Here is a 13,687-nt window from a genome sequence, read left to right on the forward strand (position 1 = left end):
CCTGCGCGATGACCGCGACCGCCTCCCCTCTCCCGACGTCATCGTCATCGGCGGCGGCCTGCACGGCTGCTCCGCGGCGCTGCAGCTGTCGATGCGCGGCGTGCGGGTGCTGGTTCTGGAGAAGGACCATGTCGCCCGCCACGCCTCCGGCGTCAATGCGGGCGGCGTGCGCCAGCTCGGCCGCCATGTGGCTGAGGTGCCGCTGACCGTCGCCTCCATGGCCCTGTGGCACGGCATCCGCGATCTGGTGGACGACGATTGCGGCTTCGAAAGCCACGGCCAGATCAAGGTGGCGGAGAGCGAGGCCGAATTGGCGACTCTGCACGAGCGCGTCGCCGAGTTGAACGCGCTTGGCTTCACCCATGAGGAGGTGGTGGGGCGGGAGGAACTGCGGTCGCTGGTGCCGGCCATCGCCGATCATTGCGTCGGCGCGCTGGTCTCGCGCGGCGACGGGGCGGCGATCCCCTTCCGCACCACCTTCGCCTTCCGCCGCAAGGCCTTGGCACTCGGCGCCCGCTTCCAGGAAGGCGGCGCCGTGACGCGGCTGGCCCGCAAGGGCGGGCTGTGGAGCGTGGAGACGGCGGATGGCGGCCGGTTCGAGGCGCCGGTGATGGTGAACGCCGCCGGGGCCTGGGCCGACCGCATCGCCGCCCAGGTGGGGGAGCCGGTGCCGCTGGAGGTCATCGCCCCGATGCTGATGATAACCGCCCGCGTCGCCCCCTTCATCAAGCCGGTGGTGGGCGCGACCGGCCGCACCCTGTCCTTCAAGCAGTTCCCCAACGGGACGGTGCTGATCGGCGGCGGGCTGCTGGGCCGGGCGGTGCGCGACGAGAACCGGACGGAGCTGGACTTCTCGCAGGTGTCGGTGAACGCCCGCACGGTGTGGGACCTGTTCCCGTCCATGCGCGGCGCCACCATCGTCCGCTCCTGGGCGGGGATCGAGGCGCGGATGCCGGACCAGATCCCGGTGATCGGCCCCAGCGGCACCGAGCCGGATCTCTACCATTCCTTCGGTTTCTCCGCGCACGGCTTCCAGCTTGGCCCTATTGTCGGGCGCATCACCGCCGACCTCATCACGGCCGGGTCCACAGACCTGCCCATCGCCCCTTTCAGCATCGGCCGCTTCGCCGCCTGACCCTTTGGAGCATCGTACAGTGACGATCCAGCGCTTCCACCTGACCCCGCGCCTCTGCGACATGGTCATCCACAAGGACACCGTCTATCTCGCCGGCCAGATCGTCGATGACGGTTCCACCACGGTCGAGGCGCAGACCCGCGACGTGCTGCGCCAGATCGACGCCCTGCTGGCCGAGGCCGGGACGAGCAAGAGCAACATCCTGACCGCCACCGTCTATCTGGCCGACATCGCGACCTTCCCCGAGATGAACGCCGCCTGGGACGCCTGGGTCGACAAGGCCAACCCGCCCGCCCGCGCGACGGTGGAGGCCCGGCTGGCCGATCCGTCAATCCTGGTCGAGATCGTGGTCGTCGCGGCGCGCTGACCTAATCCACCTTCGCCACTTCCGGAGCCTGCCATGAAGCGCCATCTTCCGGGCGTTGCCGCCCTCCTCTTGCTTGCGTCCGGCGGCGTCGCCGCTGCGCAGGAGATCCGCATCGCCACCGAGGGCGCCTACCCGCCCTTCAACTTCACCCAGCCCGACGGCAAGGTGGCGGGGCTGGAGGTCGATCTCGCGCAGGCGCTGTGCGAGCGGATGAAGCGTCCCTGCACCGTCGTGGCGCAGGAATGGGACGGCATCATTCCGGGGCTGCTGGCGAAGAAGTACGACGCCATCATGGCGACGATGAACATCACGCCGGAACGCGCCAAGACCATCGGCTTCTCCACCCCCTACATGGTGGTGCCGGCCTATTTCGTGGCGCCGGCCAAGTCGAGCATCGACGGCTCGCCGGCCAGCCTGCGCGGCAAGACCATCGGCGCCCAGGTGTCCACCACCCATTCCCGCTATGTCGAGAAGCATCTCGGCAGCGCCGCGACGCTGAAGACCTACGACACCGCGTCCAATCTGCTGGCCGACCTGAAGGCCGGGCGGATCGACGCCGCCATCACCACCGGCGCCACCGCGTCCGACTGGGTCAAGGGCGACGGCGGCACGTCGGTCAAGCTGGTCGGGCAGCCGGTGATCGACGCCGAGGTGTTCGGCCCCGGCATCGGCGTCGGGCTGCGCAAGGAGGATGCCGCGCTGAAGCAGTCCTTCGACGAGGCGATCCGCGCGGTCGTGCAGGACGGCACGCTGGCGCGCATCGCCGCCCGCTACGTCGATTTCTCCATCACCCCCTGAGTTCTCTTAGAAACCAAGGAGCAGTTTCCAGTGATCAAGCGCATCGAGAAGACCAAGATCATGCACCGCGTCGTCGTCAACAACGGCACGGCCTATCTCGGCGGCATCATCGCCGACGACGTCAGCGTCGGCATGGGCGGTCAGGTCACGCAGATCTGCGGCAAGCTCGACCAGGTGCTGGCGATGGCCGGCAGCGACAAGACCAAGCTGCTGTCCGCCCAGCTGTTCATCACCAATATGAGCCTGAAGAACGAGATGAACGAGGCGTGGCTCGCCTGGCTCGACGGCAACGACCTGCCGGCCCGCGCCACCATCGGCGTCGCCGACCTCGGCGCGCCGGAGATCCTGATCGAGGTGGTCGTCACCGCTGCGGTCTGATCTGCCGCATTCATACCGTGACGCCCCGTGCCCGACGCGCGGGGCGTCACTGTTTCGGGCCTATTGCTTCGGGGTCGGGCGCAGCAGCGCGATCAGCAGAAGCCCGCCGACGATGAACCAGCCGATCACGATGAAGCCGTCGATATAGGCCAGCACATAGGCCTGCTTGCGCACCGCCGAGGACAGCAGCGACAGGGCGCGCAGCGTCGCTTCCTCGCTGCCGGTGGAGCGGGCGGCGATGCCGGCGGCGGTGCCCGCCAACCGGTGCACGGTGTCGGGATCGCCCGCCACCACGTCGGAGACAAGGCGGAAGCTGTGGAACTGCTCGCGCACGCGGACGAAAGTCTGCATGAAGGCGGCGCCCAGCTCGCCGCCCAGCAGGCGCGAGGTCTGCAGCAGCGCGCCCAGCGCCAGGATGTAGGCCGGGTTCAAATTCTTGATGTTGAAATAGATCAGCGAGGTCATGGCGAATGACTGGCCGAAGGCCTGCAGCATCTGCGACGGCAGGAAATCGGCGCCGACCCAATCGGCCGTCAGGTGCGAGGCCAGCCAGCAGGCCATGCCCACCGCGGCGAAGCCGGCCGCCATCAGCACGCGCGGATCGGCGTGACGCAGCAGCGTGCCGACCAGCGGCGCCAGCAGGAACTGCGGCAGCGCGATCAGCAGCAGCGTGTCCCCCACCTCCAGCGCCCGGTAATTGTTCACTGTTATCAGGAATTGCGGGACGAGGAAGGCGGTCGACAGCATCACCAGCCGCAGCAGCACCAGCAGCAGGCACAGAAGCGGGATGTTGCCGCGGAACAGCGCGCTGAAGGTGATCCAGGGCTTGGGGCAGGTCAGCTCCTGCACGACGAAGGCGACGACCAGCAGGCCGCCGGCCAGGAACAGCCCGGTGATGAGGCCGGAGTTGAACCAGTCCAGCCGGTTGCCCTGGTCAAGCCCGGCATAGAGCAGGGCGAAGCCGAAACTGGCATAGGCGATGCCCCACCAGTCGCCGTCCTTCAGCAGATCGCGGCGCACCGGTTCGGCCGGCATGCCGAAATAGACGCAGAGCGCCATCAGCGGCGCCAGCAGTGCGGTGTCCCAGAACAGCCAGCGCCAGTCGAGGTTCTCGATCACCCAGCCTTCGATGGAGGCGGAGAAGTTCAGCGACAGCTCCACATTCATCGCGTAGACGGCGATGCCGTAGACCAGATAGCGCGGCGGCAGGTTGCGGACGATGAAGCCGATGGTCAGCGGGATGAAGGTTCCCGACGACAGGCCGGCCAGCACCTGGAAGGTCAGAACCCCGGTCAGCGTGCCGGTCAGCGGCAGGGCCAGCGTCGCCAGCCCGTAGGTGACGGAGGAGACCAGCAGAACCCGCCGCGGCCCGAACACCACGCCGAGGAACGCGGCGGCCGGCGCCACCAGCATCTGCGCCACCGTGTAGGCGGTGGGGATCCACGACCCCTCGTCGAAGCCGGCGCCGATGGCGCCGCGGATGTCGGCCAGCCCGAAGGCGGTGATGCGCGCGGTCAGGGTGGAGATCAGCGCGCCCATCAGCACGCCGAGCAGCCCGATAATGGGATGGTGGGTGATGGCCGGCGCCGCCTCCCGCCGCAGGAACGGCAGCGGAAAGCGGCCCGGCGGCCGGGCGCCGGCGAGGTCGGCGCTCATTTCACAGGATCCCCTTCGCTGGCGCCTTCGGTATCGATGGTGACCACCACCGACATGCCCGGCCGCAGCCGGTCGCGCAGCGGGTTGGGATCGTCCAGCAGGATCTTCACCGGGATGCGCTGAACGATCTTGGTGAAGTTGCCGGTGGCGTTGTCGGGCGGCAGCAGGGCGAACTGGCTGCCGCTGGCCGGGGATTGGGCGGCGACCCGGCCGGTCAGCGGCACATCTGGGAAGCTGTCGACCCGCACCGTCGCCGGCTGGCCGGGGCGGATGCGGGTCATCTGGGTTTCCTTGTAATTGGCGATCACCCACACCGACGGCAGCGGCACCAGGGTGATGATCTGGCTGCCCTGCCCGACATACTGGCCGGGACGCACCTGCCGCTGGCCGACCATGCCGTCGGCCGGCGCGCGGATCGTCGTGCGGTCCAGCGTGATGCGGGCAAGATCGAGGTCGGCCTGCCGCTGCAGCCGGGTGGCCTGGGCCTGACGGACCTGCACGTCGATGCCGTCCAGCGCCGCCTTCTGCTGATCGACCAGCGCCTGGCCCGCCTCCAGCGCCGCCTGGGCGCGGCGGGAGGTCGCCTGCGCCTGCTGCAGCGCCTGCAGCGTGCCGGCCAGCCCCTGTTCGGTCAGGGAATGCTGGCGTGATTCCTCCAGCCGCGCCCGCCATGCGTCGGCCTCCAGCCCATGGACGTTGGCCTCGGCCTGAGCGACCAGGGCGCGCTGGGTGCGCTTCTGAATGTCGAACTGGGCGATGGCGGCATCGGCGGCGGCCAGCGCCGCCTCCGCCTGCTCCACCCGCGCGCGGTAGTCGTCGTCGACGATGAAGGCCACCGGATCGCCGGCCCGCACCCGCTGGAAATCGCCCACCGGCATGTCGCGGACGATGCCCGACACCTGGGCCGACAGCGGCGTGATGTCGGATTGCAGATAGGCGTCGTTGGTGGTCTGGCTGACCGCCGAGCCGACCCAGCGGTCCCAGCGGGTGGCGAAGGCCACCACCAGCAGAACCGCCAGCCCCAGCACCGCCAGCCGCACCACCCACGGGCTCCAGGCCACCGGCGGCGGCGCGGCCGGTGGCGGCGGAGGGGGTGGCGGGGACGGCTGCTGGTCCGATCCCCGGGTCGGCGTGGCGGCATCGGTCATCCGGGACGCTCCATGGAAGGTTCCTTCCAAGCGACCCTACGCGATGATCGGCGACAAGACGCACTGAACCTAGGTGTAGCCTCGCTTGGAACGCCGGAGACACCCGTTTCCGGGCCGGATTACCATTTGACCGTGGCGTGGACCAGGAAGGAGCGTCCGGCCTCCAGGTAGCGGCGGCGGTCGGCGGAGGTCTCGGCGACGCTCACCACGTTGATGTAGTTGTAGTATTCCTGGTTGAACAGGTTCTTGACGGAGGCGCCGAGCGACAGGTGATCGGTCGGGTTCAGGTAGGCCGACAGGTCCACCGTGGTGTAGGACGGTGCCTTCAGATAGGTGGAGTTGCTGACGTCGTCGGCCTTCTTGGCGAAGGCATGGGTGGCGACGACCTCCGCCCCCCAGAAATTGTCCGGTGCCGCGTAGGACAGGCCGGCGTTCAGGGTCAGCGGCGCCACCTCGTCGATGGCGGTCTTGGCGTCGAGATCGAAGCCGCGGGCGAAGGCCGCGGCACCGAACAGCGACCAGCCCGGCTGGAAGCGCCATTCGCCCTTGCCCTCGACGCCGAAGATCTCGACCTTCGAGATGTTCTGCGACTGGTAGCGAAGCAGCCCGGCGCCGCTGCGGCCGACCGCACGCTGGGCGATGAAGTTGCTGTAGCGGTTGTAGTAGCTGGAGACCTGGAAGCTGGAGCCGTCGGCGTACTTGGCGCGGAAGCCGGCCTCGACGCCGTTGCTGGTCTCCGGCTTCAGGCTGGCGTTGGGCAGAACCTCGTAGCCGTAGGTCGGGTTGGAGAAGCCGAGGTTGGCGTCGTCATAGGGCGGCGCCCGGAAGCCGTGGGCATACTGGCCGAACAGCGAATATTCGCGGGTCAGCTCGTAGGTGGCGCCGAACTTCGGCGACAGCGCCAGCTTGTCCAGCTTCGACGGGGTGGAGGACGGGTTGGAGGCGAGATAGGCGGCGTCCAGTTCCGGGTTCATCCGGTAGTAATCGACCCGCAGGGCCGGCACCAGACGCAGCCGGTCGATGGTCACCTCGTCCTGCAGATAGCCGCCCAGCATCAGGGTGCTGGTGTTGGGGAAGGTGCGGCTGGGATAGGTGTCGCCGTTGTAGCTCTTGGCGGTGGCGCCGGTCGCCGTGTTGGACAGCGTCACGTCGCGCATCCGCTCGGTCCGGATATGATCGACGCTGAAGCCGTAGGACAGGCGGTTGGGCAACCCGAACCAGCCGGTGTCGGTGCGCATGTTGACGGCGCCGCCGAAGATGCGCTGTTCGGATTCGTTTCTGGTCTCTTCGCGCAGGGTGGAGCGCGCCGGGAACAGAGTGTTGGTGGAGCTGGCGACGCCGGAGGTACGGGTACGGTTCTCCTGGTGGTCGTAGCCGGTGGCATAAAGCCGCCAGTCGAGATGGTCGACGAAGCCGATGGGGGCGTCGTGGGAATGCTCCAGCCCGATGCGCCAGCGCCTTGCCTTGTCGTCGCTGACGGAATCGGCGACGGTGCCGCGGGTGGTCCGCATCGGCGCCATCGAGAAGATGTAGCTGGCGGCGGCGCCGACGTCGTTGCGCAGGCTGGTGTCGGTGTCGCGGTGGAAATACTCGCCGGTCAGCGTCACCTTGTCGGGGCCGCGTTCCCACGCCAGCTTGGCGAGGCCGTTGTTGACCCGATAGTCCTGCGGGTTGCGGAAGCTCTTGTCCTTGGACTTGTACTCCTCGCCGTCGCGGCGGGTGAAGATGCCGAGGATCGAGAACTCGCCCGACCGCATCGCCGCGGTGCCGGTCTCGGAGAAGGAGCTATCGACGCTGTCGTAGGCCCCCTTCAGCGAGGCGTAGAAATCCTTGCCGGGATAGAGGTAGTCGGCCGGGTCCTTGGTGACGTAACCGACGACGCCGCCCAGTGCGTCCGACCCATAGAGGGCGGAGGACGGCCCGCGCACGATCTCCACCTGCTTGAGGTCGAGGTCGACCGCGTCGCGGCTGTAGCCGGCGGACGGCCCGGCCGATTTCGGCGTTTCCGGCAGGCGGGTGCCGTCGATCAGCATCAGCACGCGGTTGTCGGTGATGCCGCGGATGGCGAAGCCGCCGGCACCGGCACGGGCGGGCGAATTGCTGACCGTCACGCCCGGCTCGTAGCGGGTCAGATCCTGCAGGCGGTGCAGGCCGCGCGTCTCGATCTGCTCTTCCCCAATGACGGAGATGGTGGAGGTCGCCTCGTCCAGCCGCCGCTCCCCGCGTTCGCCATAGACGGTCACGGCGTCGAGCACGGTCGCCGGCTGGCCCGCCTGCGGGGCTGCCGCCGTCTGCGTCGGCGTCTGCGTCGCCGTCTGGGCCACCGTCTGGGCGAGCGCGGCACCGGCGCCGGCCAGGGTCAGCGCCGACGCCGACAGCCACAGCGCCCGGCGCAGCCGTCCTGGCCCGGCGATCCGCGTCGGAATGCTGGGGGATGCGGTCATCTCTGTCTCTCCTCGCTCTTTTTGGGGTCGCACCGGACCCGGCCGGCACGCTGATGTCGGAATTTTGCTATTGATTATTATTCGCAACTAGTGGGCGCAGAACGGGCAGGCCGGCGCGCATTCCGCCGGACTGCCACGCTTGCGGAGGGGATGCCGGCTCAGGCGGCAGGCAGGCAGAGCCGGTCGCGCAGGGCCAGGAAACGCTCCACCTGATCGGCCAGAAGCTGGCGCTTCTCGTCGCGGCCGACGAAGATCTTGAACATCGCCTCGCCGTCGCCGTTGAAGAAGATGACGGCGCAGCTGTCGCCGCTGCCCATGAAGGGACGGCGGACGAAGGCGAGGTCGGCGCAGCGGTCAAGCCGGATATGGCCGCCGATCAGGCTGCCGCCGGCCAGATTGTAGAAGCCGCGCCCGAACTGGCCGAGCGGCAGCGGACCCTTGCATTCCAGCACCAGATCGGCGCTGTGAACCAGGAAGGTGATCGGCCCCCAGCCGGCGATGTCGGTCATCGCCGCCTCCGCCGCCGAACCGGGGGCGAAGCTGCGCATGGCCGCCGGCAGGCAGTCGACGACCGCGCGCAGGCTGACGCCGGTCTCCGCCGCCACCGCCTCCAGCACCCCGCCGGGTTCGGCGAGAAGCCGGGCGCGCAGGGGCTCCAATGCCGCATCCTGGCTGGCGGCGGGCGTGTGCTGTGTGGTCATGGCGGGATCCGAATGGGCAGGACGGAGGGGACGGGACATGCTGTCCGGTGACATTTATGAGAATAATTCGCAGTCGCGTTTGCGCTCAACCGCTCTTCCCTTAACGCCGCTTAATGTGGCGGGGCCGTCCGGTCCATCCGATCACTCCATCTGGGCATGGCGCCCGAGCCGGATGGTGACGCGGAGCCCCGGCGCATTGTCGTCCAGCAGCAGCCCGCCGCCATGCAGCGTGGCGATGGCGCCGACGATGGACAGGCCGAGCCCGTAGCCCGGCACCCCGTCCTGCGGGTTGAGCCGGAAGAAGCGCTGGACCGCCAGCGCCCGCTGGCCGGGGGCGAGGCCCGGTCCGCGGTCGGCGACGCACAGCTCCTCCCAGCCGTCGCGGATGCCGGCCGACAGCCGGATCTCCCGGCCCTGGGGTGCATACTTCAGGGCGTTGTCCACGAGGTTGGCGACGGCCTGGAACAGCAGCGTACAGTCGCCGCGGATGCGCAGCCCCGGTTCGACCGCGACCGACAGCGCGACGCCCGCGTCGTCGGCCAGCGGCAGGTAGGATTCGCGGATCTCCTCCAGCAGCGCTTCGGCCTCCAGCGGTTCCATGCTCAGGCTGCAGCGGGCGGTCTCGATCTCGCCCAGCCGCATGATGGCGCGGAACAGCTGCTGGATGCGCAGGGTCTCTTCGATGCCGTCTTCCAGTGCGCGGCGGATCTCCGGATCGGCGCAGTCCTCGGCGATGCCGGCCAGCCGGTTGTGCAGGTGGGTCAGCGGCGTGCGCAGTTCGTGCGCGATGCTGCTGGACACGCTCGACACCTCCTCCACCAGCCGGTTGACGCGGTCGAGCGTGCGGTTGATCTCGCGGCCCAGGCTGGCGAACTCGTCGTCGGTGCGACCGACGTCGATCCGGCGGTTGCGGTCGCCCCCGGCATAGGCGGCAAGCGCCTCGCTCATCGCGCCGACCCGGCGCAGCGTGCCGGAACTGAAATAGACGCCGAAGGTCAGGCTGGTCAGCAGGAACAGCAGCACCCCGACGCCGGCGGCCAGCGGCACCGCCCGCATCTGGCTCAGCATCGGCTGGATGTCGTAGGCATTGATGAAACGGCCGCCGTCGGGCAGCGCCACCACCAGCGCCTGCATCTTCCAGCCGTCGGTGGCGTCCTTGCCCCGGCGTTCGACCAGCCCGGTCGGGCAGGAGGCGAGACGGGCGGCATCGCAGGACAGCGCGTCCAGCAGCCGCGCCGCCGTCGCGTCGTCGCCGTAGAGCAGCCGTCCCGAAGCATCCAGCACCAGCCGCTTGCGTGCCGTCTCCGTTTCGAACATCTCGCGCCGGCGCAGGTCGGCGGCCAGATCGGGGGCGTCGCCAAAACGGCCGAGCTGGCGCTGGGTCGTGGTGTCGCGTTCCAGCAGCTCGACCACATGGTCCTTGACCAGATCGGTCAGCAGGCTGCGGCTCCATAGAACGGCACCGGAGGTGACGACGACGAAGACCGCGCCGATGGTCATGGTCTGGCGGAAGCTGCGGGTGTCCAGCAGCGGGCGGATGCGGGCGGGAAGCCGCTCAACCAAGCGCATAGCCGATGGCCCGCACAGTGCGCAGCAGGGGCGGATCGAAGTCCTTGTCGATCTTGCTGCGCAGCTTGAAGACATGCACCTCCACCAGATTGGTCGGCGGGTTGAAGCCGTAGCCCCATGCCTTTTCCAGCAGCATGGTCCGGGTCACCGTCTGGCCGGGGTTGCTCATCAGGATGTGCAGCAGGCGGAATTCCTTGTCGGTCAGCTCGATGGGCACGCCCTGCCGCGTCACCCGCCGCTGGGCCACATCCATCACCAGATCGCCGACGGTCAGCAGGTCGCCGGGGGCGGCCATCGCCTGACCGTGGCGGCGGGACAGATGCTCCAGCCGCACCAGCAGCTCGGCAAAGTCGAAAGGCTTGCCCAGGTAATCGTCAGCACCGGCGCGCAGCCCGGCGACCCGGTCGGAGGTCTCGTCCAGCGCCGACAGCACCAGCACCGGCGGATGGCGGGTGCCGTTCAGCCGCTTCAGCACCTCCATCCCGTCGAGCTTCGGCAGCATGCGGTCGAGCACGACGACGTCGAACGCCTCTTCCGCCAGCAGGCGCAACGCCTCCTCGCCATCGCCGGAGAAGCGGCAGGAATGGCCCGAGCCGTTGAGCTTGGCCCCGATCCAATAGCTGACGGCCGCATCGTCCTCGACGACCAGAACGCGCAACGCCTCCTCCCTTCGCGGAAAATGATATTAATAATCAGTCGCAAAATTCCTGTCCAGCCCGGATGGCGGCTGCCCCGTCGTGGCGAAGACGGCGCCCTGCCCGTCCGGCGCCGGCATCCGGACGAAGCGGGTGGCGAAGATCCGTTCCAGCACCGGAACCGGCAGGGCGGACATCGGGCCGCTCCACGCCTCCCGCCCATTCGCCAGGACCAGCGCGTCGTCGCAATAGCGGGCGGCCAGCGTCATGTCGTGCAGCACCACGGCGCAGGCGCCGCCGGTCCGCTCCATCCAGGCCCGCGCCGCCCGCAGCAGGTGATGCTGGTGCGCCGGGTCCAGGCTGGCGGTCGGCTCGTCCAGCAGCAGGCAGGGGGAGCCGTCGGGTCCGTCGCGGTGGAGCGCTCCGGCGGCGAGCTGGGCCAGCGCGCGGGCGAAGGCGACGCGCTGGCCCTCGCCGCCCGACAACTGGGGCAGCAGGCGGTCGCGCAAACCCGCGGCATCGGCGGCATGCAGGCTGTCGGCGATCAGCCGCCGCCGGTCGGCCGCACTGCAGGGGGCGGTTTCGACCGCCAGAGTGATCGCCTCCTCTACCGAGAAGGCGAAGCCGGCGGCCGGATGCTGGCCGACCAGCGCCCGGCGGTGGGCGAGCAGGCGCGGCGGCAGCTCCCGCAGGTCGCGGCCGTCGAGGCGGACGGCGCCGCCGGTCGGCCGCCTTTCGCCCGACAGCAGGGCCAGCAGGGTGGATTTGCCGGCGCCGTTGGGGCCGAGGATGGCGAGCATCCGGCCGGGCACCAGATGGACGGTCACGCCATCGACCAACCGGCGGCCGCCCACGGCGAAGGACACTTGATCGGCTTGCAGCAAGATGGGGCTCCTCACCCGAACGAACGTCCGCCGCGGGCGCGCAGCAGCCACAGGAAGACAGGCGCGCCGACGGCGCCCAGCAGCAGCCCGACCGGCACGTCGGCCGGGGCGGCGATGCTGCGGGCGGTGGTGTCGGCCAGGACCAGCAGGGTCGCCGCCGCCAGGGCGGTGGCCGGCAGCAGCCGGCGGTGCACCGGCCCCAGCCACAGCCGGATCATGTGCGGAACCACCAGCCCGACGAAGCCGATAAGGCCGGAGACGGCGACCGCCGCCCCCACCCCCAGCGCCACCAGCAGCACGGTGCGTACGGCGAAGCGGTGCGGCTCCAGCCCGAGCAGGAAGGCGTCGCGCTCGCCCAGCGCATAGAGGTCGAGCCGGCGGGCGTTGGCGAGCAGCCCGGCGGTGGCGGCCAGCATCAGGACCAGCGCCGGCCCGATCTGGGTCCAGCCGGCGCCGCCGAAGCCGCCCATCATCCAGAAGGTCATCTGCCGCAGCGCCTGGTCGTCGCCCAGATAGCTGCACAGGCCGATGCCGGCACCGCCCAGCGCGTTGACGGCGATGCCGGCCAGCAGCATGTCAGTGGCCGAACAGCGCCCGTCGCGTCGCGCCAGCGCCAGGATCAGGATGGTCGCCGCCAGGGCGCCGAGAAAGGCGGTCACCGGCAGCAGGGTGGACAGCGACAGGCCGCTGCGCGACAGCCCCAGCCCGGCGACGCCCAGCATCATGGTGACCGAGCCGGCGAAGGCCGCACCGCTCGACACGCCGACCAGCCCGGGATCGGCCAGCGGGTTGCGGAAGATCGCCTGCAGCGAGGCCCCGGCGACGCCAAGCGTGACGCCGACCGCCGCCGCCAGCAGGATGCGCGGCAGGCGCAGGGTGTAGAGGACGGCGGCGTCGCGGGCGCCCAGCGGCTCGCCCGGCAGGCCGACCGCCTGCGCCAGATGCGACAGCACCCGGTCGAGTGGCAGGGCGATGCTGCCGGTGGACAGGGCGATCAGGACCGCCGCCGCCAGCGCGGCACCCAGCAGCCCCAGGGCGGGACCGATGCGGGGCCGGCGGCTGGACGGCACGGCGGCGATGGACATGCCGATGCTCATGGCCCGTTCCTTCCGGTTTGGGCGTGCAGCAGCGCCTCGACCGCTTCCGGCGTACGCGGACCCAGCCCGACCAGCAGCGCGCCGTCGATCTGGACGACGCGGCGGTCGCGCGCCGCCGGGGTCATCGCCAGCTGCGGCAATGCCAGCAACCCGTCGAGCCCGCCGGACCGCTCCACCAGCGCGCGGCTGACCAGCAGGATCTGCGGCTCCGCAGCCAGGGCGGCTTCGGCCGACAGCGGCGGGAAGTCGCGGTCGCTGTCCACGGCGTTGCGCCCGCCGGCCAGCGCGATCAGGGCGTCCGGCACGGTGCCGCGACCGGCCGCCATCATGCCGCCGGGACCGCCGCCGACCAGACAGAGGATGCGCGCACCCGCCTTGCCGGAGCGGGCGGCCCGTTCGACCTCCGCGGACAGGGCGGACAGCCGGCCGGTCAGCTCGGCGGTCAGGCGCCTGCCCTCCTCCTCTCGGTCCAGGGCGCGGGCGACGGCGGCGATCTTGGCGGTCAGCCCGGCCGGGTCGGAGATCTCCGGCACCATCTCCACCGACACGCCCATGGCGCGCAGCTGGTCGAAGGCGGTCTGCGGACCGGCCCCCTCGACCGCCAGCACATGGGTGGGGGCGAGTGACATCAGCCCCTCCGCCGACAGGGTGCGCATGTAGCCGACATCGGGCTTCGCCGCGGCGGCGGCCGGCTGGCGGCTGACCGTGTCGCGCCCGACCACCGCATCGCCGACCCCGAGTGCGAAGGCAAGCTCCGTCACCGGCGCCCCGATGGTCACGAGGCGCATCTTTGACATCCCCTCCGCCGCATCGGCGGCCGATACCGTCAGGCAGGCGGCAATGCCGAGGAAGACGAAGGCGAGGGCTGCCGGCAG

13 protein-coding genes are annotated in these 13,687 nt (G+C 70.1%); 4 read left to right on the plus strand and 9 right to left on the minus strand.

Annotation, left to right across the window (positions count from 1 at the left end):
- Position 1 precedes the first annotated feature (1 nt).
- Genes AB8P05_RS15035 through AB8P05_RS15050 form a run of 4 tightly spaced genes read left to right on the plus strand, consistent with a single transcriptional unit; the run spans position 2 to position 2,678 of the window.
- Complete coding sequence (locus AB8P05_RS15035) at positions 2-1,135, plus strand: NAD(P)/FAD-dependent oxidoreductase (RefSeq protein ID WP_472760141.1); 1,134 nt, start codon at positions 2-4, stop codon at positions 1,133-1,135.
- 19 nt (positions 1,136-1,154) lie between these two features.
- A complete protein-coding gene (locus AB8P05_RS15040; protein WP_472759898.1) occupies positions 1,155-1,502 on the plus strand; it encodes a RidA family protein in 348 nt (115 codons plus the stop codon).
- 33 nt (positions 1,503-1,535) lie between these two features.
- A complete protein-coding gene (locus AB8P05_RS15045; RefSeq protein WP_472759899.1) occupies positions 1,536-2,300 on the plus strand; it encodes a transporter substrate-binding domain-containing protein in 765 nt (254 codons plus the stop codon).
- A 30-nt stretch (positions 2,301-2,330) separates the two neighbouring features.
- A complete protein-coding gene (locus AB8P05_RS15050; RefSeq protein ID WP_149225074.1) occupies positions 2,331-2,678 on the plus strand; it encodes a RidA family protein in 348 nt (115 codons plus the stop codon).
- Positions 2,679-2,738: 60 nt separating this feature from the next.
- Here AB8P05_RS15050 and AB8P05_RS15055 read toward each other — a convergent pair whose 3' ends face one another.
- From AB8P05_RS15055 to AB8P05_RS15095, 9 genes are all read right to left on the minus strand, one after another.
- On the minus strand, positions 2,739-4,334 hold the full coding sequence (locus tag AB8P05_RS15055; protein ID WP_472759900.1) for an MFS transporter: 1,596 nt from the start codon (positions 4,332-4,334) through the stop codon (positions 2,739-2,741).
- Positions 4,331-5,482 (minus strand): HlyD family secretion protein, encoded by a 1,152-nt coding sequence (locus AB8P05_RS15060; protein ID WP_472759901.1) that lies wholly within the window; start codon positions 5,480-5,482, stop codon positions 4,331-4,333. The genes AB8P05_RS15055 and AB8P05_RS15060 overlap by 4 nt, the downstream gene beginning before the upstream one ends.
- A 119-nt stretch (positions 5,483-5,601) precedes the next feature.
- Positions 5,602-7,926 carry a TonB-dependent hemoglobin/transferrin/lactoferrin family receptor gene (locus tag AB8P05_RS15065; protein ID WP_472759902.1) on the minus strand — a complete coding sequence of 775 codons (2,325 nt, stop codon included), beginning with the start codon at positions 7,924-7,926 and terminating at the stop codon, positions 5,602-5,604.
- Positions 7,927-8,084: 158 nt separating this feature from the next.
- Positions 8,085-8,627 (minus strand): heme utilization cystosolic carrier protein HutX, encoded by a 543-nt coding sequence (gene hutX, locus AB8P05_RS15070; protein ID WP_472759903.1) that lies wholly within the window; start codon positions 8,625-8,627, stop codon positions 8,085-8,087.
- A 141-nt stretch (positions 8,628-8,768) separates the two neighbouring features.
- Positions 8,769-10,196 (minus strand): sensor histidine kinase, encoded by a 1,428-nt coding sequence (locus AB8P05_RS15075; protein ID WP_472759904.1) that lies wholly within the window; start codon positions 10,194-10,196, stop codon positions 8,769-8,771.
- On the minus strand, positions 10,183-10,854 hold the full coding sequence (locus tag AB8P05_RS15080) for a response regulator transcription factor (protein ID WP_014189200.1): 672 nt from the start codon (positions 10,852-10,854) through the stop codon (positions 10,183-10,185). The genes AB8P05_RS15075 and AB8P05_RS15080 overlap by 14 nt, the downstream gene beginning before the upstream one ends.
- A gap of 27 nt (positions 10,855-10,881) precedes the next feature.
- Positions 10,882-11,715 carry an ATP-binding cassette domain-containing protein gene (locus AB8P05_RS15085; RefSeq protein ID WP_472759905.1) on the minus strand — a complete coding sequence of 278 codons (834 nt, stop codon included), beginning with the start codon at positions 11,713-11,715 and terminating at the stop codon, positions 10,882-10,884.
- A gap of 11 nt (positions 11,716-11,726) precedes the next feature.
- The gene (locus AB8P05_RS15090) at positions 11,727-12,812 is read right to left on the minus strand and encodes a FecCD family ABC transporter permease (RefSeq protein ID WP_455173218.1); all 1,086 of its coding nucleotides are present in this window, start codon (positions 12,810-12,812) and stop codon (positions 11,727-11,729) included.
- Entirely contained in the window at positions 12,809-13,600 is a 792-nt protein-coding gene (locus tag AB8P05_RS15095; protein ID WP_472759906.1) for a heme/hemin ABC transporter substrate-binding protein, read from the minus strand. Before AB8P05_RS15095 ends, AB8P05_RS15090 begins: the two co-directional genes overlap by 4 nt.
- Positions 13,601-13,687: the final 87 nt, after the last annotated feature.

Source organism: Azospirillum sp. VT-I1, from assembly GCF_055698305.1.